Origin of the sequence: Capnocytophaga sp. oral taxon 903 (genome assembly GCF_013394785.1) — a bacterium.
GTDB classification, from domain to species: Bacteria; Bacteroidota; Bacteroidia; order Flavobacteriales; family Flavobacteriaceae; genus Capnocytophaga; species Capnocytophaga ochracea.
In genome coordinates this window covers 764,044-786,626 of sequence record NZ_JABXYW010000002.1, presented here as the reverse complement: position 1 = coordinate 786,626, position 22,583 = coordinate 764,044, and the positions used below count along the sequence as shown (strand labels likewise).

Here is a 22,583-nt window from a genome sequence, read left to right as displayed (position 1 = left end):
ATTATTTTATATTGTTATTCTTCTTCTTCGTTATCTTCAATAGCTAAGATACCTGTAGTTTTATGCGCTTTTACAGTCGAAAATTTCTTGTCGAAATCCATACCTATACCATTAGTAACAGTACCTTTAGTTTCATCGGTAAAACTAAATTCTCTATCGGTAAAAATCCAATCTTCTTTTTGGTCCCAAAAGAGCTGAGATGTTTTTAGTTTCTTACCGTCATAAGTAGTGAGTACTACATTGTCGCGCAGTTCTACCATATCGGAGCTCGGATAGATAATACCGTAATTAGCCTCTACAATATTTTTATGTCGTGCTTGGTCGTAAAACTCTACTTTCACCCCTTCGGGGAATTCAGAGTACGGCATACGCTGATTGGTAAAATCTTTATTTAATTTACTGGTAACAACAGCAACCACCTTAGTAGAATCGGTATATACGAGTTTAAAATCAAAGGCTTCTCCTTGCGGGAATTTCTTTTGAATGCTCAGCTGTTGAAGATTACGCATATCGTTATTACACGAAAAAAGCATTGCCATACTCATTAGTACGGCAATACTTTTCGTAATATCTAAAATCAATACCTTCATATGTTTTACAAACGTGGCACTGTGATAGATTGTCCTATCCAGCATTTAAAAGTAATGTTTTTACCTGCTAAACCAGATTCAAATACATCTACTTTTGAAGGAGCTAAAGCATCGTAACGAGCAGCTAAACTTTCCAAACCTCCTTTACGAGCAGTTTTGGCAGCTAACCAATATACGGCTCTTTTTTCAAAAGGAGTACTACCACATTCATTAGCTGAGCTTGCATAGGCGTGTGCCATAATACGATAAGCATCGGAGTTTGAAGGGTTGTAAGAAAGTGCTTTTTGAGCATAGGCAACCGCTTGTGCTTTGCTGTGTTTAGAGGCGATACGAATGAGTAATTTTGATTTCTTAAAGTTATCTGTCTCTAAGTTCACTGACTCATTGTAGTACTGAATAGCTTTAGCAGAATTTCCTGCTTTATCATTCATTACCCCTAAATAGTAAGCTGAGTTTGCTGACGGTTTTACGTTGTGCAATGAGGTTACGATTTTCACGAATAAAGGGTCTTTAGTACAATCTTTATCTGACATTTTACCTGCTGCACGGCGTAACCATTCTTCATTGTTCTTATTTGCCTCAAAGTTCTTGGTGTAAAGAGGAATAAGGTTTTTACAATCAGCAAGCTGACCGAGTTTAGCATCTACACTCTCTGCAATAGTTTCGTAGTTATCTACGCGTTTACGACAACCGTCCAAGAGCCTTTTGTCTTTTTCGCTAAGAGTACCTGCTTCTTCTTGAGCTAAATACTTGTTGATAGTTTCAGAAAGCTCATTCTTTTCGTCTTGAATTTTATCGGATACGTTGTCATAAGCATCGAATACTTCTTGCAATTCTTTTTGTCCTTTTTCGTGTAAAGAAACTAATTCAGAGAAGTACAAGTACAGAGCCTTTTCGTTTTTAAAGTTAGCTTTATCTTCGGTAAAGGCTTTGTGCAAAAGGTCGTAAATCTCTTTATCTGTTCCTATTTTTTCATCGAACATCAAGAGGGCTTGACGAATACGCATTTCAGTAGCTGAAAGACGTGTAGGGAATGTTTTGTTATAATCGGTGTAGAGTTGTAACAATTCTTTGGCATTTTGAGTCTTTTCAGCACCTGTGGTTGTATTCATTTTGTCTTGCAAGATGCGTTCGCCATAGGCAAAGGTAGCATAGTGTAAAGAAGGACATTGGGTATATACTTCCTTCCATACAGGATAAGCCTCTTTGTAATTTTTGGCTTTGGCATACTCACTAAATATAGAGAGTTTTTGCTTTAATTCTTCGTTGTTTTTGCAATCTTGTGCTTGTGCATAGGCAGCATAAAAGAAACTTGCAACTACTGTGGCTAATAAAATTCTTCTTCTCATTCTTTGTTTGTTTTTTATTGATATTTTGTTCGTTGGAACCACTTATCGTTTAAAGTGAAACCTATTTTTAAGTTGAAATAATTTTCCTTTACTAAATTGGCTGAGGTAGTACCTCTTATGCCGTATTCTCCCACAAGAGTAAGATTTGAAAATCCTTTTACGGGTAAACTAAGTCCAAAAGACGTGCCAAAGTCGTTTATGTTTTGATTATTGAGTACAATTCCTGTATTTTCATAGCGCAAACCTATGCGGTAGGTTACTCTTTTCCAGTAACTTGAATAGGAATTGTAGTTAGGAATCCAAAAACCTCCTAAGGCTATTTTGTATCCGTCGGTATAACTGACATTGGTGGTAGTAAGGAACGGATTTGAAAAAGCTTTTGTATTGGCATAGGTATACTCAATCCCTGTAAACCATTTTTGGTGTTCTCCTAAACCTAATCCAAACTCTATTTGAGTGGGCAAGGTAAGTGAGGTGTTTTTGAGCCCTAAGGCTTCTAAATCTAAAGCACGTGTTTCGCGTATTGCTAATTGTGGTGCTGAACGCCTGTTATTTCCTGTTACATAGCCTAAGGTAGAGATATTGCGTTGGTTTTCAGAAGACAGTTTGCTTTGTGGTGTATATACCAATGAGGTATACAAACGCAAGCGGTGTTTCAAAGTCTCTTCGTAATACAAACCTAAGTTAAAAGCACCTCCTTTTAGGCGTGATTTGCTAAACTCTTGGGTATAGAATTGTACATCTTTTTGTTGCAAGAGGTCGGTCATATCAATGGTTCCAAAGTTATAACGGAAAGAAGCTCCTAAACTGAATCCGCCGAATATCTTTATCCCAGAGGAAAGAAAAAACTGATTCACATTTCCTTTTCCTTCAAACTGGTTTACTGTTTCGCTTGTGGTGTGCTTCAGTTTATAACCTACCGATGAGTAAGGCACCAACCCAAACGATACCCCAAAGTTTTCGAGAATAGGGAACCCGAGTGTAAAATAATCGAAGGCGGAGGATTTAGTACCTATTTTTGTTTCATTTGTAACAATATTTTTGCTTTGCATTGTAAATCCGGCTGAAAAAGCGGTGAATTTTAAGTGCGAAAGTGAGGCAGGATTCTGCATATTGATACGAGTAGAATCGGCATAAACACCAATTCCGCCCATAGCACTTTCCTCGGCTATACCGTTAAAATTGCGTTCACCGACTCCGTAAAAAGAGTAAGGCGACTCAGTAGTTTGTTGCGCAAAACTCACGTAAACGGTTGTAAATAAAGCACTAATAAGTGTGATTAGTTTCTTGTTCATAAATATTTATCCAATATTAGTAACGTGTGCTTCTCCTTCTTTTGTTTGATATTCTAAGATGGCATTGAGCCCCTCGAGCAACACGTATGAGCCTGCAAATATCTGATTTTTTATTCTTTCTTGCAAATAATTTTGATTACCCCCTGTTAAAATAGAGATAAGCGAAGGGAATTTTGCTTCGTATTTTTTAATCACTCCCTCGATTTCGCACACCACATTGTGATAGACACCTGAGAGCATACAGCTTTCGGTAGTATTTCCTATAAACTGTTCAGTATCAAAAAGCTGTTCGGATACTAATGGCAGTTTGGAAGTGAAATGGTGCATCGCTTTTAGGCGCATTGCTATGCCTGGGGCGATAGCTCCCCCGAGGTACTCTTTTCTATCGGTAACTATATCGAAAGTAATGCAGGTACCCGCATCGATAATGAGTACGTTGCGGTTGGGAAAACGTGTCACCGCACCTGCTACCAGAGCCAAACGGTCAATACCTAACGAGTGAGGGGTTGCATACTTATTGACGAAAGGCACAGGGGTTTCAGCTGTGAGGTATAACACATCTGGCAGGAGTTGTTCTAAGAAAGAGAAACGCTCTTTAACCTCTGTTACCACCGAAGCGATGATGCAATGAGTTACCTCGTTTAAAGGTACTTTGCTTAAAAAAGATTCTTGAAAACCGTCTTTGGCAAAGGAAAGAAAGAATGTTTGTATTCCTTTTTTGAACAGCGCTACTTTTATGGACGTATTACCTTCGTCTATTATTAAATTCATTTTCAAAAATCATTGGGTGTGTGATTATCCTGCAATAATTGCGCCAAAAAAAGAAGGTCTCCTGTTTCCTTTTATTTTACTCGTACTCGTGAGGAAGCTACTAATGAGGCTAAAACGCCCAAAACTACAATCGTAGCCAATACAATGAGTACATTTAAAGGAGTAATAGCGACAGGGTAGGCTAAGGTAGGGCTTATCATTACAAACTCGAAATGTTGTTGTAAGAGGACTACCGCAACGCCTAAGGCAATGCCTATCAGAGCGCCGATTACCGATGCCATAGTGCCTTGCCAAAAGAATATCTGTCGCATTTGTTTTTCGTTCATACCGAGCGCATAGAGCGTTTGCAGGTCGTCTTTCTTGTCGAGTATCATCATAATGATAGCACCTACGAGGTTGAAAAGTGCAATGATGAGTACCAAGATGAAAATCAGATACACCGCTATATTTTCGGTATTGAGCATACGATAAAGCGCATCGTTTAGCTGTGCGCGGTTTTTCACTACTACGGGCTCTTGAAAGAGTTGTGAGAGCTGTTCGGCGACTTGCTTTTCATCAGCATTTGGAGCTAATTTCACTTCTATCGCTGAGACCTGCTTCTTACTTAGCCCCAATAAGAATTGGGCTTCGTCTAATGATGAAAATACGTATTTCTTATCTAATTCTTCGGTGAGTTGGTAGATGCCTTGTACTACTGAAAAGGCTTGACGGTAGGGCATTGGGTCGTTTAGGATACTGCCTTTGCCTGCCTTGGGAACTACTATTTGTAGAGGAGAAGAACCATCGAGGAGATTTAAACCGAGATTATTGAAAATAGTAGCGCCCACTATCACACTAGGAGGTGAGAGCTCCCAATTGCCCAGCACGAGGATACTATCGACATCGTTTACTTTGGGGTACTCAGCATCTACTCCCTTGATATAGGCGATGTGGTTTTTTTGGTTGTGAGTGAGAAACACCTGTTCTTCTAACACTTTGGTAAAGTGTGCTACCGATGAGAGTTGGCTTAATTTGAGCGTATCTTGATTGGTGAGTGATAGGTATTTGCCTGTTTTTGGGAACACTTTTAGGTCGGGGTCGAAAGTAGAGGAGAAGGAAAGCGTAAAGTTTTTGAGACCTGCAAAGCCGGCGAGCACAATAAAGAGGGCAGCACCACCCAACACCACCACAAAAGCCGTAACCCTATTGATGATGTTGATAACGTTCTGCGAACTTTTGGCGAACATATAACGCTTTGCTATGTAGAAAATTGAAGTCATTGTTAATGATTAGTGATTAATGGTTAGTGGTTAATGAAAAGTGCAAAGATATGGAGTAATTAGCAAAATGGCAAAATTTGGGAATTAGCAAATTCTAAAATACGCCATTACTGCCTTGTACTCATCTTGTGCTGTTAAGCAAGTGTCGAGCAAAAAGCCTTCTGTTTGTTGCCAATTTTGTAGCCCGCGATAGTAGAACCAACGGAGTTGTTCGGTAATGATAAAAGGAACTATGTTGTTAGCTAAACATTCTTTAAAGAGCAACAAACGCCCTATGCGTCCGTTGCCGTCTTGAAAAGGGTGAATGGTTTCAAAACGCCAATGAAAATCGACCAAATCACGAAAGGTTTTGGTTTGTTTTTGGTGGTAATCGGCTAACAAAGCGGTCATTTCCTGTTCTACATTTTCAGGCAGAGTGGTGGCATTGCCTCCTACTTCGTTAGGTAGTTTCTTATAGTCGCCTATGGCAAACCAATCTTTATTGCTATCGGAAGTATCTGCTTTGAGAATGCCGTGAAAGGTTTTAATCATCTCTTGGGTAAGAGGTTCAGTAGCGCATTCCAACATTGCATCAAAAGCTTTAAAATGATTAATAGCTTCGAGAATATCATCAATTTTTACCGCTTGTTCTGTAATGCCAATAGTATTAGTTTCGAAAATATAGCGCGTTTGCTCGTGCGTGAGCTGGCTACCTTCTATATGATTGGAATTATAGCAAAAATCTATTTGAGTGCGGTGATAAATACCGCCCTTTAGCTTTGTTTCTTTCTCTTGTAATAATTGTTTTAAAAGCATTTTATTTCTTTAATAATTTAGCTGTGTTCTTTTCTAATACTTTTAAACTCTCTAAAATTACCTCCTCCATTGCCTTTGAGGGTCTTCTAACATCTCGGGGACCTTCCTTTTGAACTGTCAAGAATTTCTTGACAGTTGAATCGGGTATAAGTTCTCCTTCTTCAAAAATATTCTGAATGTGTAAACTTATATTCTGTTTGGAAGTGTTAAAAAGCTCAGCCATTAATTGTTGTGTAAGCCAAACGGTATCCTCTTCAAGTCTTACATCTATTTGGGCTGAACCATCTTCTCGCTGATAGAATAAAATTTCTCCTTTTTGGTTTTCCATTTTTTGCAGGTTAAATTAGCAAACTTTTTATTAATATTTTTACGTCATTTTTCTTTTGTAGAGTAAGTCTCGGTTTTCGATGGGGTTTTCTTCCTCTTTGAGGGATTGCTCGATACCTTCGATATATTGCAAAGAATCGTCGATATAAAAATACAACTCGGGCATACGACGGAATTGGTGTTTGGTGATTTGCGACAGTTCGTGCTTGATGAGGGGCGCATTAGAGGTTACGCCTTTGAGTACCTCAGTTGCCTTTGCTTCTGGGAATACACTGAGGTACACCTTGGCTACTGATAAATCGATTGTTACATTTACTTTGGTTACCGAGATGAGTAGGTTTTGTTGCCCTGCATCGCGTATGGATTGCTGCAACACTTTGGCTAATTCTTCTTGAATAATGCCTGCTATTTTCTTTTGTCTGTTGTTTTCCATTAGTTTGTTTATTTATGGTGCAAAGATAGGGAATAATACTGATAATACCAAAAATGCCAAAAGAGCGGTAAAAATTAGGAAATTAGGAAATGAGAAAATTAGGAAATGAGAGAATTGGTAAATGGGGTGTGAGGTTGACTTAGAGGAATGAGGCTACGCCTCAGAAATTAAACAAATTTTAAACAAAATCAAGGCTACGCCTTGTGAACCAGCGGAGCTATTGTCAGTTTATTCAACTTTGGCAAAGGTGCGAGCCGCACAGGCAGTCGTAGCACGACGGGCTATTAACTTTGGCAAAGTGTATACCCCTAAAAGAGACACATCTGAGGGAGCGGAAGGAAACGAAGAAGTTCGGAAGAAGGGAGGAAGAAATTTTGGTGAAAAAAGGGTATAAGGAGGGTGGGGTTAGCTTATAGAGAGCTTATAGGAAGCTTATACGAATCTTGGACGATTGGTATAGAAAGGGTATATAAATAATTGATTCATAATATGATACAATAGTGCTAAAAATGTTAAAATCGGGGTTTCGAGGCGAAAGAAAGAGGAAGAGGTGATAGGCCTTAGGCCATAGGCACTAGGGGGTATATGACGGAAAAGGGAAGGGATAATTAGAGAATTAGCAAATTAGAAAAATAGAAAATTAGGAAATTAGTTGGAGAGACTCTGAGAGGCTTCTCCAACTATTAGCTATATTGGGTGCTTATATCTTCATATTTAAAAAGTTGGGAATCACGGTGTCGGCGGCTTTAAGGACTTCGGGATTTCCGACTCCTATTACTTTCATTCCGGCACTCTTGGCGGCTTGTACGCCTGCAGGAGCGTCTTCGAATACGCAACAATCAGCAGGGGGAAGCCCTAAACCTTCGGCGGCTTTGAGGAATACTTCGGGGTTGGGTTTGGCTTTGCTTACCATTGTGCCATCGACAATAGCATCGAATAGGGGGAGAATGCCGGTGCGCTCCAACACTAAACGGGCATTACGGCTTGCGGAGCCCAAGGCTATCTTTTTGTGATGGGCTTTGAGGAGCTGTAAGAAGTTTAACACACCAGGGAGTAACTCGGAGCTATCGATACTACTGATTTGCTCTAAGTACAATTTGTTTTTGCGCAAGGCGGTATCGGTAAAGTCGGTTTCGGAAAGTGTTTTGCCTGCCCATTGGAGGATTTGATGCAAGGAAACTTCGCGCCCGATGCCTTTCAGCTGTTCGTTATGCTGAGGAGTGAGCTCAAAATTGAATTCTTTGGCGATGGTTTTCCACGCGATATAGTGGTATTTTGCGGTGTCGACAAGCACACCATCTAAGTCGAAAATATATCCTTTCATTTTTTTAGTTACTTGTTACGTCGGTCTTCACCCCAGAGTAGTTTATAGCGCAGGGTGTTTATAAAGCTGTCTCCGTCGAGGCGTATCATTTTCACGACAAAGGGAGCTTTACGGACTATAATGGAGTGTTTGTTAGCAATGGGCTTGATATGTGAGTCGAGCGACATTAAAAACTTCTTTTCTCTGCCTGATACAGTGAGTTTTACTTCGGTATCTTCGGGGATTACCAGCGGGCGCGCGTTGAGGTTGTGAGGGGCGATGGGGGTAATCACAAAGTTTTTGGCAGTAGGGAGTATTACAGGTCCGCCACAGCTAAGAGAGTAGCCTGTGGAGCCTGTGGGGGTGGAAATGATGAGCCCGTCAGCCCAATAGGAGGAGAGGAAATCGCCGTTGAGTTCAGTATCGATAGTAATCATAGAGGCGGTATCCTTACGAGTAAAGGTTATTTCGTTCAGAGCGAAGTTCACAGGGGCTACGGGTTCGCCTGTATCGGCATAAACGGCTTCGATAACTGAGCGTTCTACTACTTTGTAATTTCGTTCGCGGAGTTGTGTTAGTACGTTTTTCAGGTCGTTTTTATGGGCATTTGCCAAGAAGCCCAAGCGTCCTGCATTGATACCGAGAATGGGGATTTGCAGGTTTCGTACATAAGTAACCCCTTTGAGCAATGTGCCGTCACCACCAATAGTGAGCATTACATCGTAAGAGGAGTTGAGGTCTTCGAAGGAAGCAAAAGATTTTGCTTTGAGGAATTGCTCGGAGCGATCGTTGAGGTCGCTGAGGATTTCGCGTTCTATAAACACCTTATCGGAGGGCAATAGAAGGGTAAAAAGCTCATTGAGAATGGCTTCGTTTTCCTCGGAGTACTGACGTATGTAAATAGCAATCTTCATTTTAAGCAGAAAACTAAGAATTTTTGGCAAAGATAGGGATAATTAGTGAATTAGCAAATACGAGAATTAGCGAATGGGGAGGAGCGAGCTGTATAGGTAGGTAGAAGTTGTATAAAGAAATAATGAATGATGGTGAGGTAAAAGAAAAGAACAAGATAGCGGAGGTTGTGATATACGAATGCTATACTTTATCGGATGCCAATAAAAGAATGATAAATCTTTTACCACTTCTTTATTATTGTTCTAAATAATATTTGTATCTTTGTCCCCAAAATTTTAAATCAATTCGTTTTAACAAACACATTTAATACATTTTATCGTATGAGAAATTATATCCAACATTCAGTAAAAGTGATGATAGCTGTAGCGTTCATCGCTTTGGGCAGTGCTTGCAAGAAAAGTGATAGCCCAGAACCCCCAAAACCAGAGAATGGCAAAGTAGCTATTGAAAATCCGGCTTTGGTAACTGCTTTAAAAGAACAAGGCTTCACTTTTGAAGGCAACACTCTTGTAGTAAACGACAAGGTGCGCACCACTACTTCACTCAACCTCAGTGGCAAACAGCTCACCGATGTAAAAGGCTTGGAGGCGTTTCCTGCCCTTAGTGAGGTAAACCTCAGCAACAACAAGTTTGCACAAACGTTCGATTTTGGCACATTGCCTTCTACGGTAAAGAGTGTAAACCTCAGTGGTAATGAGCTGTACGACTTTAAGAATCTCGCCACTACCGACTATAGCGACAATGCCCAAGAGCCTTATAAGCTGATTCGCAGTTTTGATAAGCTGGTATTGCCTGCAACCGCTAAATACAATATGGACGTATTGCCTGCCTACGTAAAACTCGCTCCTAAAAGTGATGTACAAATGCTTAACGCACAGGGTACAGCTGAGAAATATACTACCTTGCGCGAGGTGCCTGACCCTGTGTTGTTGCAATATTTGAAAGCTAATTTTGCAAGTGTGTTTAGTGGTGATAAGATTGATATTAGCAAGAGTATAAAAGTAGATGAAAGAGCCAATGCTGTAAAAATATTAAAAGGAATAGACGGCTATAATAAGCCTGAATTTGCTAATCTTAAAAACTTAGAGGGGGTTGAGTATATTATAAATAGTCCTTTGTTTAGTGGAAGTGTAGAAGTATGGTTATTAGCCAATGAGAATTTCTACCTACCTAAGCTAAAAATATCAAAGAAAACAGCAAGTGTAAAACTTATTAATTTGACCACTTCTGTACTTGATTTATCAGAGGCAGAAAATTTATTCCAAATAGTTTCTATTGGTAATAAGGAAGTGAAAGACATAGATGTTTCTTCTACAAAAATAATGAAAAGAGGTACTATAGGGTATGATGGTTTTGCAGGTGATTATTTATTTTTCTCCAAATGTCCTAACTTAGAGAATATAGTATTCCCTAATCTTTCTAAAGGAGTTGTTACTCCTACTGTAGTTGGTCTTTTCGGGCTTTTAGAGCTTCCTAAACTTAAATCGGTTGTAGATATAAGCAAATTAGAAGCTGCGGGAATCATAGAATTAGCAGGACTTCCACTCGTTCCCAAAATCACTTATCCTAACGAAATTAAATACTTTTCATATGAAGAATTAGATGGAGAGGAACCCGAATTCCCAGGACAGTTAAATTTTGATATAGGTAGAGATATATTTGATAGAGCTGAGACCAAAGCGTTTATCAATAAATACCTTCCTAAAAAACGCTTGTACTTTTTTGGAGGAATAGGAGAATTTTCAAAAGATATAGAGTTTTATGACTATACTGCTACAGAAAATAAAAGTGGTAGGAATATTATCCGTAAAACAAAAGGGTATACTTTAAAAGATTTAGCGGAATCTAATAGAGCTAAAAGAAAAAAGTAGTAACTAAATCAATTTTATATGTATCATTTTTTTAAATCGGTAGCTTTTGTAGCTATCACAGGAATGGCATTAGTAGGATGCCAAAAAGAAGAGTTGAACATTGCTGATAACCCAGCCAATGGAGGGAACTCACAAAAAGCTAATACAGTGGCAGTGGTTAGCGAACGTGCCTCTGTTACTTTTAACTTCACTGTAGATGGTGTAGTGGGAAATTACAAAGGTGAAATTAACCGTGTGAATATGAATGGAGATGATAAAGCCTCTGTTCCTAATAGGACGGTGAAAATCACTCCTAATAGTAGTAATAAATTTAACTTAACTGTCGATGGTTTTAGTGTAGGAAAAATGCCTGCCAACTTATACATTAATGTTGAAGGTATTACCCTAAATAGTGATGGAACTTTTTCAGGGCGTTTTAACAAAGGAGTATCATTACTTCTTACAAATTATCCTGCCATCATCAATGGTAAATTCTTTAAGAGTGGTAATGATACCAAAATAGAGTTTACTTTGCAAAGTTACGGAAGATACTTGATTTTCAAAAAATTCACAGCCTCTGTACACTTTGACACTTACTAAAAAGTAGTAACTTTAAGCCTAAGGAGAAGCGCTAACTTTCTCCTTAGGCATTTATTATCGAATTGATAGGATAAATCATAAATCAGATTGATAAGATAAGTTAGATTGATAGGATTGGGGGGTAAATCAAAAAAAATCTTACCTTTGCAGGAGCTAAATAATTATTAATAACGTTATGGAAACTTCCTTTCTAAAAACCAAAGGAGGATATAGGCACTTGCGTTGCTACCAAGTAACACAAGTTATTTACGATATTACTTTCTTCTTTACCAAGCATTTTCTAGAAAAAGGAGACCGTACTATTGACCAAATGGTGCAAGCTGCACGCTCTGGAAAACAAAATATTGCCGAAGGGAGTGAAGCAGCAAGTACTTCTTATGAAACACAAATTAAACTCACGAATGTTGCAAAAGCCAGTTTGGAGGAGCTCCTAATAGACTATGAAGATTACTTGCGCGTGCGCAATATTCCACAGTGGAATGCAGGACACCCTCGCTTTAACAAGATGCGAGCTTTTGCTCGTAGTGAACAAATATTCTCGCAATACCGTTCACTACTTGATAAGTGTAGTGATGAAGAAATAGCAAACTTGTGTATTACTCTTATTCATCAGGCTACTTATATGCTCCGCCGATTGCTCGAAAAACAACAAGAAATATTCTTGAAAAAAGGAGGCATTAGGGAGCAAATGAGGAATGCAAGGCTAAGCTATAGAGCGGGAAGTTAAATCATAAATTATCGGATTAATCTGATAAGTCAGACAAATTGGATTAATCAGAAAAAATAACCTTACTATGAAAAAAATACTTTTATTATTTATAGGGCTTGCTCTTTTGGCTTGCAAAAAAGAAGAACAAAACAAGCCTATTGAAAATACCGACCCTAAACTGCAAACAGCTATCAGCGTACTAAAAGGCGATATGGTATTAGGGCAACACGTGAAATTGGCGGGTACGGACAAGTCATTATTGCCTTCGGGCGTACCTACTAAATTTACTTTCACTTGGGACGAGCCCAGCAAACGCCTCAAAATGCACCTCGAAAAAATACAACCGGGCACTATGCCTTTTGCTGTAACAATGCACGCCTCCTTGGAGGCAATGGAACTCAGCTATTGGGACAAACAGGAATACGAGGGCAATTGGATAAAATTCTACGACAAAGCGGCAGTAACTACCCCTTATATACCTGACAATTACCAAGGTCCTACTATCACTAAAGAAGGGAGTACCATTGTTACGGGCTTCTTCAACGTAGATACACACGAGGTGTATTTCTTAATCCAGTACAATATGGCGAACGTAGTGGGCACGGTGTTTAAACAAAAAATTGACCGCTCTCGCTTAGCTCACTTTCAAGAAGAGCTCGATGCCTACGAAGAGGCATTGGCTGAAACAAAATTGGACACAGGGGTTGAAATCTTCCACAGTGATAACAACCAGAAAGCTATTACGCTTTTGGGTGCTACCCAAACTATTACGGCTAAGCTCACCTACGAGGGTAAAATTACAGAGGTAGCCTTGCCTATCACCTTTGTATGGGACGGTAAAGAGCCTAACAATGTAACAGGGCGTATGCAACTATCGCTTGCCAAAACGGCAGTGAGTGGAGTGAACTTGCAATTGGCTTTCAGTGGCAAAGCGCGTTTTATAGATGTGCTTACCCAAAATGAGAAGACTATTTACGGGCAAGGCAATACCGATAAAACCAAACTCAAAGCAGCGGACGTAACCACTACTCTTTGGGACGCTACGGGTACACAAACGCTTAAAACTTCAGCTAAAGGCGAAGTGCGAATGATTGTGAATGTAGAGAAAAAAATAACCTCCTTCTCTTACCTTAACAAAGAATTAGGACTTACCATTTATGCCAAAGAAGTAGCTATAAGACCTTAAGTTAATGAGAATCACTATATCCATTTTACTATTTCTATTAGGAGGAATCCTCTCAGCCCAACAAATGCGTATGCGGGTGCTCGACAAGAGTACCCGCTTGCCTATAGTTGCTGCTGTGGTGAGTTATACTGAGCCTGCTTATAGTGACAAACTACAACACAGCATTGCCGATGACAATGGCATTGCCCTCCTGAAAAGGCGCAAGGGGGGTGTACTGCATTACACGGTGCAGTCGCTGGGCTACACACTGCTAAAAGGTACGCTAAACGCAGAAAACGAGCTCACGGTATACCTCAGTGAGGAAACTACCCAATTGGCGGGCACTACGCTCACAGGTAGAACGACGGGTGCTACCGTGCGCCCCACCAAAGAAACACCTACGGTGGTGCAGGTCATCACGGGGCAGGAGTTAGTGAAAGCGGGTTATAGCAATATCCAGCAGGCGCTGATGCAGGAAACCCCTGGGATGAATATCCAAAAGGTGGGTTTCGGCAACGAGATAAGTATGCAGGGCTTGGATGCGCGCCATATCCTCTTCTTGATGGACGGCGAGCGTATGACGGGTGAAATGGCGGGCAACCTCGATTACGAGCGGTTCAACCTGCACGCTGTAGAGCGCATTGAGGTGATGAAAGGGGCGTCGTCTACCCTCTACGGTTCGAGGGCAGCAGGAGCAGTCATCAATATTATCACCAAGAAAACAGATAAGCCTTTTGCTATTACGGTAGGTTCGCGACACGCCGAGATGAACGAGCGCAATTACCACAACCCTGAGCGGCGAGATTTTCTCTATATGTTTGAAAAGAATGCCGATAAGCCCAACCTGCAATCGTGGGTATCGGCAGGGGCTAAGATAGGAAAGTTTACTACCCAAACGGATGTGTGGTTCAGCAGTCAGGATGCGTATTACCTTTACCAAAAAGAACCCGATCGCAAGGTGTATACCAAAGAAGCCAATCCGTTTCTCAGTAAAGATACTGTAGTGCAAGCCACCTTTTTGCGTCCGCCAATGGGTATTGAGGGGGTTGAGCATCTATCGGCTTCACAAAAACTGTATTACGACAGCAAAAACTTAAGCGTACAGCTATATGGCACGGGCTTTTTGATGAACTCGTATGATATGGTGCAAGACCTCTATTTCTCACAAACCAAAGACTTCACCGGAGGGCTAAAACTCTCCTACCGTCTTAAAAACTATTTCGCACTACACGGCACTTTCCATACCGACTTTTACGAACGCTACAAACGACACGAGCGACGTGATGTGGATAAAAAGGTATACGACTCTAAAATTATGCAGCCACGCCTGACGCTGACCTCGCAATACTTCAAAAAGCACGACCTTATCTTGGGGATTGACTATTTTCAAGACGACCTCACCAGCGACCGCTTTGCAGCCAATCGTATGCTCACACGAGGGTTGAAGGAATGGGAGTTCTTCTTTCAGGACACTTATACCATAAGCCCTAAGTGGCAAGTGGAAGCCGGATTGCGCACCAATTACAGCTTGCAGTTTGGCACAATGGCTCTGCCTAAGGTAGCTTTGAAGTTTTCGCCCACCGAAGCCCTTTCGTATCGCTTGAATTACGCCAAAGGCTACCGCTCACCGTCTATTAAAGAATTGTTCTTCAATTGGGATCACTTGGGAATGTTTCAAATTGTAGGCAATGAGATGTTACAACCCGAGAAGAACCATTACTTTTCGGTAGGGGCTGAATATGCGGTACCTAAATTCTTTATTTCGGGGAATGCCTTTATCAATCAGTTTCAGGATAAGATAGAGGGGGTGTGGAAAATCTACGAGTTTCAGTATAACTTTGAGTATATGAACCTCAGCCAGCAACGTCTCTTAGGCTTTGACCTGCTCACCCGCTGGAAGATAGTGCCCGCCCTTACGCTCAACGCTTCCTATTCGTATGTAGATGTAAGTAAAACAGAAGGCTTGCGCATCAACACTACCTCGCCTCACGCCGCTACCGCAGGGCTTGAATACAAATGGTATCGCGACAACTACGACCTATCGGCAAACCTGACGATGAGTATGATGGGTAAGAAAACCTTTGATGTGCAAGATCGCATCACGGTGCAGGAAGAAGTACCTTTATACGGTGGTGGTACGCAACGGCGCCCTGTGAGCAAAGAGGCATATTTCCGTTGTGAATTGCCTGCTTACGCACTCTTCAACTTAAATGTACAACAACGCTTTTTGAAGCATTACAAGCTGAACGTCGGGGCAAATAATATTTTCGATTATAAACCTTCAACCTTGGGCTCTGGCGTAACGATGTTCAACATTCCTGCTACTGCAGGGCGTAGGTTTTTCGTGCAGGTAGAGATTGATTTTTAAATTAGCAAATATGAAAAGAATCTTATATAGTATACTGATAGCTTTGTTGAGTACGGCTTGTGTGAAATATGAGGCTCTGCCTTTTACAGGCAAAGTGCTACCGCGTCGTTCGGGGTACATCAATAATGTCACCAACGATTGGATATACTATAACCTCCGTACAGGTGAGATATTCAATGCCTACCAAGTGAATGCCGATATTATAGAAGGCAATCAGAAAAATAGATTAGACTGGGATTTAGCATTCTGTGGTAATAAACTTCGCACCAATAGCGGCACCAGTGGCAACGGACACGGAGGAGCTGCCGATATGGGCTTTCAGGGGTATGACCGCTGGACGACTGTTTCGCAACTGCCTCACGACCTGCAATGGGTAGTAGATACCGACAACGTATCTATCACTATGTCACAACGCGAGTGGATAAGCTATACCGTAGCTCATAACATCACGGGGATACCTTGGTTTGACCCCAATAAAGGCCCCCAACAAACCAAAACCAATGCTAATCCGTTACTCAATAAGGCATTGGTATTCTCAGGTCCACCCCCCTCTTATACTCCCTCATTTCACACTTATATCATCCGTACTGCCGATGGGTTGCACTATTTTAAACTGCAAATTGTGAGTTGGTATGACGAGAGTATTGAAATAGGCGACACAGGGGGACGTATTAGTTTTTATTGTGATGAGTTGAAGTAAGTTTGTTTGTGTAATATTTCAATAGAAAGTAGTACATTTGCACCCGTGATTCGTTATGCTAAAATAAATTAAATGGATTTTGAACGTATCAAAGAAAAGCTAGCTATCCTTGCCGATGCTGCCAAATACGACGTGTCTTGCTCGAGTAGTGGGAGCGCTCGTAAGGCGGTGAAAGGTGAATTGGGCAACGCTGCGAACTTCGGTATCTGCCACTCGTTTACTGAGGACGGCAGGTGTATTTCTTTGCTCAAAATCTTACTTACGAACCACTGTATCTACGATTGTATTTATTGTGTGTCGCGACGCAGTAACGATATACAGCGCGCGGCTTTTAGTGTGCAGGAAGTGGTAGACCTTACTATTAATTTCTACCGACGGAATTACATCGAGGGGCTGTTCTTGAGTTCGGGAGTGTTCAAAGATCCTAATACTACGATGGAACGATTGGTGCGTGTGGCTAAGAAGTTGCGGACAGAAGAGCGCTTCAATGGTTATATTCACCTGAAAACAATACCTGGGGCAAGCGAAGAACTGATTCACGAAGCAGGACTTTATGCCGACCGTTTGTCCGTCAATCTTGAAATACCTACCAAAGAGGGGTTGAAACTGCTTGCGCCAGAGAAAGACCACCGGCAGATGCTTACCCCGATGCAACAGGTGAAGAACGAGTTGGCAATGCATTCGCTTGAAAAGAAAAAGTTTAAGCATACGCCTAAGTTTGCGCCTGCCGGACAGACCACCCAAATGATTATAGGCGCGACTGACGAAACCGACCATAAGATTATAAAGGTTGCCAGCTATATGTATGACAAGCTTGAAATGAAGCGAGTGTATTATTCGGGTTATGTGCCGGTATTGCAGGACAGTAGGTTACCGTCTATCCACAGCCAAGTGCCCATAGTGAGAGAAAACCGCCTATACCAAGCCGATTGGCTGATGCGTTACTACGGCTTTGCTCCTGATGAGATTTTAGATGCTCGGCAACCGTTCCTCGATTTGGAGATAGACCCTAAATTAGCGTGGGCATTGCGTCACCCTCATCTTTTTCCCGTAGATGTGAACACGGCTCCGCGTGAAATGCTCTTGCGCGTTCCAGGGGTGGGAGTACGGTCGGTACAGAAGATACTTGCGGCGCGTACTTTTCAGAAGCTCACGTATTACTCGCTCAAACAGATAGGGGTAACCTTAAACAGAGCAAAATACTTCATCACTTGTAGCGGGGCTACGCCGTTGGCAGGCACTATGGAGCCCGCCAAACTTCGCCATTTGCTTATCGCTAATAGCCACAACAAGCATAAGGAGCTTTTCGGTGGGCAGTTGTCGTTATTTTGATTAATAATTCTGTGTAAGCGATGGGTTCTTCTCCATTACGTCCTTAGGAAAGGGAATGATGTACATAGGCGAATTGGGAGGCAGGGTATAGGTGCGTTGCGGTACGGTGGTATTCACCAGAGGGAAGGTGCGTTGCAAGGTTTTGGCATAAGCAGGCTCGGTGTTCAATCGTTTTAAATCGAAAAAGCGATTAAAGCCCATAGCGAGCTCTCTACGGCGCTCTTCGATGATGAGTTTTACAGTCTCCTCAGTAGTAGCAGGGGTAGCGAGGGTCGCACCATTGCCTTTTATGCGTTTGCTACGGAGGATATTTACGGTTTGCATCGCCCCACTGAGGTTGCCCAAGCGCGCTTTGCACTCGGCTAAAGTAAGGTACATCTCACCTGTTTTCATTCCTACGGTAGGGTAGAAGAACTTAGTGGCGAGCATATCCCAGTTGGCAGTACCCGAACCTTTATCGTTATAACGGTGGTTTTTATTGAAGAAGAGCTTGAAGCGCATATCGTTTGTTGTATCAAAAAGGTTGCAAAACTCAGGACTCACGGGGTAGATGTACCAAGAGTTCATCTCGGTATATCCGTTCATATAGGCTAAGTTGAGTACTTCGGGGTTTTTATCTATCGTGATAGGGGTAGGATTCGCCTCATAAGCCACCATATCTATCAGTTGGTTGTTGTACGACAGACTCTTTTGGGCTGCCACTAATGCCTGCTGATATTCTCTTCTGAATAGGTGCACTCTGGCTTTCAAGGCATAGCCAAAAGCTAATGAGGGGTGATATACATTCACAGGGTGTTCTTGCAAAAGGGGCAACGCCGCCTCGATATCTTCTTGAATAAAGTCATACACTTCTTTTACGGTAGCTTTTGTGGGGTGAGCTTCTAAGTCGAATTCACGCATTAGGCACACACCACCATCGGTAGCTGCTGTGGCAGGGTCGTAGCCTTTGGCGTAAACGTTTACCAGCATAAAATAGTCAAAAGCTCTTAGCAAGCGCGCTTCGGCTTTGACACGTGCTTTTAGTGAGGTATCGCCTTTGGCATTATCAACGGTAGTGATAATCATATTCCACCTACCTATATAGCTGTATACATTGTTATAAAAGGGTGACGACTCGATGTAATCGGCACGTGGAGCACTTTCTTCGTAATAAAAATTAATACTGTTCAGGTCGGGTGTCTTACCGATGATGCTACTCTCCTTCACCCAATTATCGTCTACCAGAGTGCGGAAGTTAAAAGGAGGGTAGTTTTTAGTGGGGAGTACTACCAAATCGTAGTATTCCTCGGCGGTGTTGATAATCTTTTCACCTTTGGGCGTGAGGTCGGTGTATTTGTCACAAGCGCTGAGAAACAGGGCTATGAATATGATGGTTGCAATTCTTTTCATTGTAAAATTATTAAGGTATAAAAACTGTCTGCCTGCCGTGCCACGGCTGCTACGGCTGGCTAAAAACTAAATGATATACCGAAAAACGCTGCTGTTGCTACGGGCAAAGCGCGACTTCCAGAGTTGAGGTGATAGGTTTCGGGGTCTATATCGTCGCCAGCAGCACACCAAGTGAGTAGGTTGTTGAGCTGAGCGGTGATTTTAGCCTCTTGTAAGCGCAATTTCTCGCAAATGTTTTTAGGAATATAACACGAAAATAACACATTGCGCCATTTGATATAATCGGCGTTTACCACGTGATTATCGCCGTATTGCCAAAGTGTATTCACCGTATTAGCAGTGCGTCTCAAAGTGGCTGGATAGTCGAACGACATACGGGGCATATCGGTGGGGTTCGCAGCTGTCCAACGTTGGGTAATATCGCGATGGGTTTCGCTTTCTTGATTGATGGAATAAGTGTCTTTGCGAAGTTTATGTCCACCCGCATATATAAACATCGTACCGAGCTCAAAAGCCTTATAGCGCAGTTGCAAGCTAAGGGCTCCGTTAAAGGTGGGGTTCATCGTTCCTAATCTTACGAGGGCATCTTCGTTTATGATATCTTTAATAGTGGGCACACCATTGGCGTCGAAAGTGGTATTAGGGTTGCCGTTTTCGTCTAAATAAATAGGGTAGCCATTGGTGGTTTCTTTGTACCGATAGGCATAAAGCGAGTTAAAGTCGTCTCCTTGTTTGTAATAACGCAAGGGGTTACGAGCGTATTCCACAGCATTAGAAGGCTTGCTACTCACTTTCTCAATGGTATTTTTGTTGTAGGCAAAAGTAGTTCTTACAGTAAGTTGCAAATCTTTGGCTAACTCACGCGTAGCATTCAAACTCACTTCTATTCCTTTGTTCAGTAAAGCTCCGTTATTGATGAGTCGTCTTTGAGCACCTACGGTAGGGTCGAGTTCGGTCAGTACCAACAGGTCGGAACTGTAACGACGATAAAGGTCGATACTTCCTGAGAGCCAATACCACATACCGAAGTCAATACCTAAATTGGTGGTTTCAGTCTTTTCCCAACGTAATTTAGGGTTAGGCAAATCGGTATCGTTGAACTGTAAATACTGTTGGTTAGGGTAAGCGCCTCGCACATCGGTAAGCAAACGTCCGCGTAAGAAAGGGGTAGTAGTTTGGTCTACATTACCACTGACACCATAGGTAAGGCGCAGTTTTAGCAAGTTTACTACATTACCATAGAAGAAATCTTCGCGATGCAAATTCCAGCTACCGCCTACTGACCATAGTGGACGGTATTTGTACTTGGGGTCTGCCCCAAACATATCAGCTTGGTCTACGCGCACACTCCCTGTGAGGTTGTATTTCTGACGGTATGAATAGCCCAACGTGCTATAAAAAGAGATAAAGCGGTGTTTGGTTTCGCTTTGCTGATTACGGCTCAGCGATAGCGACTGCCTGCCGTACAGATAGGTAGTAACACCAGGATTGTAGAGGTCTTTCCAGTTCAGGGTAGGGAAGGAGAGCGTTTGCTCGTCGTAACCATATTGCATTTCCTCAGTATTGCGCGGGGTGTAGTGCTGACGCATCTCGAAGCCCAATAGCGCTGTCACATTGTGTGCCTCCGCAAAAGTGCGATTGAAATCCAACTGCTGACGGAAGGTATAATGCTGTGTCTGCCCTTTCTCCTGTTCGTAATAACCGCCTTCGGGCAGTTCAGAAGAGAATTTTTGAGTAGTAGCATCTTGTTTTACCAATTGGTTGTGGCGCAAACGCATATAATAAGTGTCTTTGCCAAAGAAAGTTTCACTGTTGCGAGTGTTTAACTCATATTGAAAATAGCTTTGGTATTGCAAGCCTTTGAGGATAGATACTTGCAGATTTGCAAACGGACGCAAACTGAGGTTGTACTGTTTTTGATGTTCTTGTGCTATCGATTCCAATAAATTGAAGCTATACGGGCGGAAAGCGTCGTTGCCCGCAATTTGTTCTAAAATATGTTCGTTTATGGGGGCAACTAAATTAAAACCCGCATACGGATTCGTTCCCAATAGCCGAGTGTAACGCGGTTGCTTTAAGTAATCGGTATACAAATTCCGCACTTGTTCAGCTACGGCATCAACAGCGGTATATCTGCTATTCACCCCTATGGTGCTTTTTAGCCAAGGCGTGAGCTGGTAAGTGTTTTTTAAATAAAGGTTGAGAGCGCGGGTCTTTTCGGTAACGATACGCTCATCGGTGTCTTCATATTGCAACGAAGCGTAATTCTGACTGCGGTTATTACCACTTTCTACGCTTATATTGTAGCGTTTGCTGATAATAGGTTGCCACACATAACGCTTGAAGTCGCGAACGTAATCGCGGTTGCGCCACTCGTTAAGCGTGCTGTTCACTTCTTGTTGACTGAGTTTTCCTTTGGCTTGGTCGCGGTATAGCTGGAAGAGAGGCGAATAATACCTCACCGTTTGCCTGCCCCCAATTTCTCCGTAGGAAGCAAAAAGGTCATCTACATTCCCATTGCTATCAGCCAATTTGCTTTGGTAGAAAGCCGTTTCGAGGTCAATAAGGTCGGACGTCGAAGCGTAGCGCATACGACTCATATTGGGCTTGAAAGTATAGAACAGGTCGGTGTGCACGTTGATACGCAAACCGTTCTGCAAGCCCTTTTTGGTGACAATCACAATCACCCCATTGGCAGCGCGCACCCCGTAGATAGCCGTCGCAGCAGCGTCTTTCAGTACCGTTACCGACTCGATATCTTTGGGGTTGATATCCTCTAATGGCGTATCGGTAGGGATATCGTCAATCACCACCAAAGGCGAATAGCCCACATTGCCCGAAAAAGTACCTACCCCGCGCAGTATAGGCACCTCTTTCCCTGTAAAAGGGTCTTTTGTAAAGCGCACACCTGCTATTTGTCCCTCAATAGCTTCTTGTACGGTTCTATTAAGCTGACGGTTGAGCTGGTCTGTCCTTATTTTGGTATAAGCCGAAGTAGTTTGCTCTTTGTGAAGATTTTGGTAGCCCGTAGCCACTACATCGGTAGAACTTAAAGTGATAATCTCCGGTTCCAAATGCACTTTTAAGAAAGGTTGTTCAGCCGAAACGGTAAATTCACGAGATTTCATACCTAAGTACGAAATCCTTATCACTTCTCCTGCTTTTGCAGAAATCCGAAATTCCCCTTTGATATCGGTAAGGGTTCCCATAGATAGCAGTATATTGTCGTTTTTAACCACTACTGCTGCACCTTCCAAAGGGTGGTTTGTCACATCGGTTACTTTGCCCGATACACTAATCATTTGGGCGGAAGTGCCCACAAAACAGCAGAGGAAGAACCCCCACGCTATTACATATTTTTTCATAAACAGTCTTATTGGTAAACAATACCTCTTATAAATATTTTATATACATTAATAAAGTCATCACTCTC

General features: G+C 42.0%; 19 protein-coding genes. 7 read left to right on the top strand and 12 right to left on the bottom strand.

Annotated features, from left to right (window positions below; translation table 11 throughout):
* Window positions 1-14: 14 nt before the first annotated feature.
* From lptC to HW279_RS03225, 10 genes are all read right to left on the bottom strand, one after another.
* Window positions 15-590, bottom strand: a complete 576-nt coding sequence (lptC, locus tag HW279_RS03270; RefSeq protein WP_178957950.1) for an LPS export ABC transporter periplasmic protein LptC — start codon at window positions 588-590, stop codon at window positions 15-17.
* A 5-nt stretch (window positions 591-595) separates the two neighbouring features.
* Entirely contained in the window at window positions 596-1,939 is a 1,344-nt protein-coding gene (locus tag HW279_RS03265) for a hypothetical protein (protein WP_016478252.1), read from the bottom strand.
* Between the two features lie 14 nt (window positions 1,940-1,953).
* Window positions 1,954-3,234 carry a hypothetical protein gene (locus HW279_RS03260; protein WP_178957949.1) on the bottom strand — a complete coding sequence of 427 codons (1,281 nt, stop codon included), beginning with the start codon at window positions 3,232-3,234 and terminating at the stop codon, window positions 1,954-1,956.
* 6 nt (window positions 3,235-3,240) lie between these two features.
* Window positions 3,241-4,005 (bottom strand): type III pantothenate kinase, encoded by a 765-nt coding sequence (locus HW279_RS03255; RefSeq protein ID WP_178957948.1) that lies wholly within the window; start codon window positions 4,003-4,005, stop codon window positions 3,241-3,243.
* Between the two features lie 71 nt (window positions 4,006-4,076).
* A complete protein-coding gene (locus HW279_RS03250) occupies window positions 4,077-5,231 on the bottom strand; it encodes an ABC transporter permease (RefSeq protein WP_178959020.1) in 1,155 nt (384 codons plus the stop codon).
* 117 nt (window positions 5,232-5,348) lie between these two features.
* Window positions 5,349-6,059, bottom strand: a complete 711-nt coding sequence (locus HW279_RS03245; protein ID WP_009419972.1) for a Fic family protein — start codon at window positions 6,057-6,059, stop codon at window positions 5,349-5,351.
* 1 nt (window position 6,060) lies between these two features.
* Window positions 6,061-6,387 carry a virulence protein gene (locus HW279_RS03240; RefSeq protein ID WP_015782029.1) on the bottom strand — a complete coding sequence of 109 codons (327 nt, stop codon included), beginning with the start codon at window positions 6,385-6,387 and terminating at the stop codon, window positions 6,061-6,063.
* Between the two features lie 39 nt (window positions 6,388-6,426).
* A complete protein-coding gene (rbfA, locus tag HW279_RS03235) occupies window positions 6,427-6,819 on the bottom strand; it encodes a 30S ribosome-binding factor RbfA (protein WP_009419969.1) in 393 nt (130 codons plus the stop codon).
* Between the two features lie 700 nt (window positions 6,820-7,519).
* The gene (pgmB, locus tag HW279_RS03230; RefSeq protein ID WP_016478245.1) at window positions 7,520-8,143 is read right to left on the bottom strand and encodes a beta-phosphoglucomutase; all 624 of its coding nucleotides are present in this window, start codon (window positions 8,141-8,143) and stop codon (window positions 7,520-7,522) included.
* An 8-nt stretch (window positions 8,144-8,151) separates the two neighbouring features.
* A complete protein-coding gene (locus HW279_RS03225) occupies window positions 8,152-9,036 on the bottom strand; it encodes an NAD kinase (RefSeq protein ID WP_178957947.1) in 885 nt (294 codons plus the stop codon).
* Window positions 9,037-9,357: 321 nt separating this feature from the next.
* Between HW279_RS03225 and HW279_RS03220 the strand changes: the two genes are divergently transcribed.
* From HW279_RS03220 to HW279_RS03190, 7 genes are all read left to right on the top strand, one after another.
* Window positions 9,358-10,908, top strand: a complete 1,551-nt coding sequence (locus HW279_RS03220; RefSeq protein WP_178957946.1) for a leucine-rich repeat domain-containing protein — start codon at window positions 9,358-9,360, stop codon at window positions 10,906-10,908.
* A gap of 18 nt (window positions 10,909-10,926) precedes the next feature.
* The gene (locus tag HW279_RS03215; RefSeq protein WP_178957945.1) at window positions 10,927-11,487 is read left to right on the top strand and encodes a calycin-like domain-containing protein; all 561 of its coding nucleotides are present in this window, start codon (window positions 10,927-10,929) and stop codon (window positions 11,485-11,487) included.
* A gap of 175 nt (window positions 11,488-11,662) precedes the next feature.
* Entirely contained in the window at window positions 11,663-12,214 is a 552-nt protein-coding gene (locus HW279_RS03210) for a four helix bundle suffix domain-containing protein (protein WP_178957944.1), read from the top strand.
* A gap of 67 nt (window positions 12,215-12,281) precedes the next feature.
* Window positions 12,282-13,382 carry a DUF4903 family protein gene (locus tag HW279_RS03205; RefSeq protein WP_178957943.1) on the top strand — a complete coding sequence of 367 codons (1,101 nt, stop codon included), beginning with the start codon at window positions 12,282-12,284 and terminating at the stop codon, window positions 13,380-13,382.
* 4 nt (window positions 13,383-13,386) lie between these two features.
* On the top strand, window positions 13,387-15,729 hold the full coding sequence (locus tag HW279_RS03200; RefSeq protein ID WP_178957942.1) for a TonB-dependent receptor plug domain-containing protein: 2,343 nt from the start codon (window positions 13,387-13,389) through the stop codon (window positions 15,727-15,729).
* Between the two features lie 10 nt (window positions 15,730-15,739).
* Window positions 15,740-16,429 (top strand): HmuY family protein, encoded by a 690-nt coding sequence (locus tag HW279_RS03195; protein WP_178957941.1) that lies wholly within the window; start codon window positions 15,740-15,742, stop codon window positions 16,427-16,429.
* A 72-nt stretch (window positions 16,430-16,501) separates the two neighbouring features.
* Complete coding sequence (locus HW279_RS03190) at window positions 16,502-17,761, top strand: putative DNA modification/repair radical SAM protein (RefSeq protein ID WP_053581221.1); 1,260 nt, start codon at window positions 16,502-16,504, stop codon at window positions 17,759-17,761.
* Here the strand turns inward: HW279_RS03190 and HW279_RS03185 are convergent, their stop codons facing one another.
* Both HW279_RS03185 and HW279_RS03180 read right to left on the bottom strand, forming a co-directional pair.
* Window positions 17,762-19,150, bottom strand: a complete 1,389-nt coding sequence (locus HW279_RS03185) for a RagB/SusD family nutrient uptake outer membrane protein (protein ID WP_178957940.1) — start codon at window positions 19,148-19,150, stop codon at window positions 17,762-17,764.
* 59 nt (window positions 19,151-19,209) lie between these two features.
* Window positions 19,210-22,515 carry a SusC/RagA family TonB-linked outer membrane protein gene (locus tag HW279_RS03180; RefSeq protein ID WP_178957939.1) on the bottom strand — a complete coding sequence of 1,102 codons (3,306 nt, stop codon included), beginning with the start codon at window positions 22,513-22,515 and terminating at the stop codon, window positions 19,210-19,212.
* Window positions 22,516-22,583 lie beyond the last annotated feature (68 nt).

What these genes read in the sequence shown, in the direction of transcription:
- HW279_RS03245 (WP_009419972.1), bottom strand. Translation starts at nt 6,059, where the DNA reads ATGCTTTTAAAACAATTATTACAAGAGAAAGAAACAAAGCTAAAGGGC.
- HW279_RS03265 (WP_016478252.1), bottom strand. Translation starts at nt 1,939, where the DNA reads ATGAGAAGAAGAATTTTATTAGCCACAGTAGTTGCAAGTTTCTTTTAT.
- HW279_RS03190 (WP_053581221.1), top strand. Translation starts at nt 16,502, where the DNA reads ATGGATTTTGAACGTATCAAAGAAAAGCTAGCTATCCTTGCCGATGCT.
- HW279_RS03225 (WP_178957947.1), bottom strand. Translation starts at nt 9,036, where the DNA reads ATGAAGATTGCTATTTACATACGTCAGTACTCCGAGGAAAACGAAGCC.
- HW279_RS03185 (WP_178957940.1), bottom strand. Translation starts at nt 19,150, where the DNA reads ATGAAAAGAATTGCAACCATCATATTCATAGCCCTGTTTCTCAGCGCT.
- rbfA (WP_009419969.1), bottom strand. Translation starts at nt 6,819, where the DNA reads ATGGAAAACAACAGACAAAAGAAAATAGCAGGCATTATTCAAGAAGAA.
- HW279_RS03205 (WP_178957943.1), top strand. Translation starts at nt 12,282, where the DNA reads ATGAAAAAAATACTTTTATTATTTATAGGGCTTGCTCTTTTGGCTTGC.
- HW279_RS03180 (WP_178957939.1), bottom strand. Translation starts at nt 22,515, where the DNA reads ATGAAAAAATATGTAATAGCGTGGGGGTTCTTCCTCTGCTGTTTTGTG.
- HW279_RS03250 (WP_178959020.1), bottom strand. Translation starts at nt 5,231, where the DNA reads ATGTTCGCCAAAAGTTCGCAGAACGTTATCAACATCATCAATAGGGTT.
- HW279_RS03255 (WP_178957948.1), bottom strand. Translation starts at nt 4,005, where the DNA reads ATGAATTTAATAATAGACGAAGGTAATACGTCCATAAAAGTAGCGCTG.
- HW279_RS03200 (WP_178957942.1), top strand. Translation starts at nt 13,387, where the DNA reads ATGAGAATCACTATATCCATTTTACTATTTCTATTAGGAGGAATCCTC.
- HW279_RS03260 (WP_178957949.1), bottom strand. Translation starts at nt 3,234, where the DNA reads ATGAACAAGAAACTAATCACACTTATTAGTGCTTTATTTACAACCGTT.
- HW279_RS03215 (WP_178957945.1), top strand. Translation starts at nt 10,927, where the DNA reads ATGTATCATTTTTTTAAATCGGTAGCTTTTGTAGCTATCACAGGAATG.
- HW279_RS03240 (WP_015782029.1), bottom strand. Translation starts at nt 6,387, where the DNA reads ATGGAAAACCAAAAAGGAGAAATTTTATTCTATCAGCGAGAAGATGGT.
- lptC (WP_178957950.1), bottom strand. Translation starts at nt 590, where the DNA reads ATGAAGGTATTGATTTTAGATATTACGAAAAGTATTGCCGTACTAATG.
- HW279_RS03210 (WP_178957944.1), top strand. Translation starts at nt 11,663, where the DNA reads ATGGAAACTTCCTTTCTAAAAACCAAAGGAGGATATAGGCACTTGCGT.
- HW279_RS03195 (WP_178957941.1), top strand. Translation starts at nt 15,740, where the DNA reads ATGAAAAGAATCTTATATAGTATACTGATAGCTTTGTTGAGTACGGCT.
- HW279_RS03220 (WP_178957946.1), top strand. Translation starts at nt 9,358, where the DNA reads ATGAGAAATTATATCCAACATTCAGTAAAAGTGATGATAGCTGTAGCG.
- pgmB (WP_016478245.1), bottom strand. Translation starts at nt 8,143, where the DNA reads ATGAAAGGATATATTTTCGACTTAGATGGTGTGCTTGTCGACACCGCA.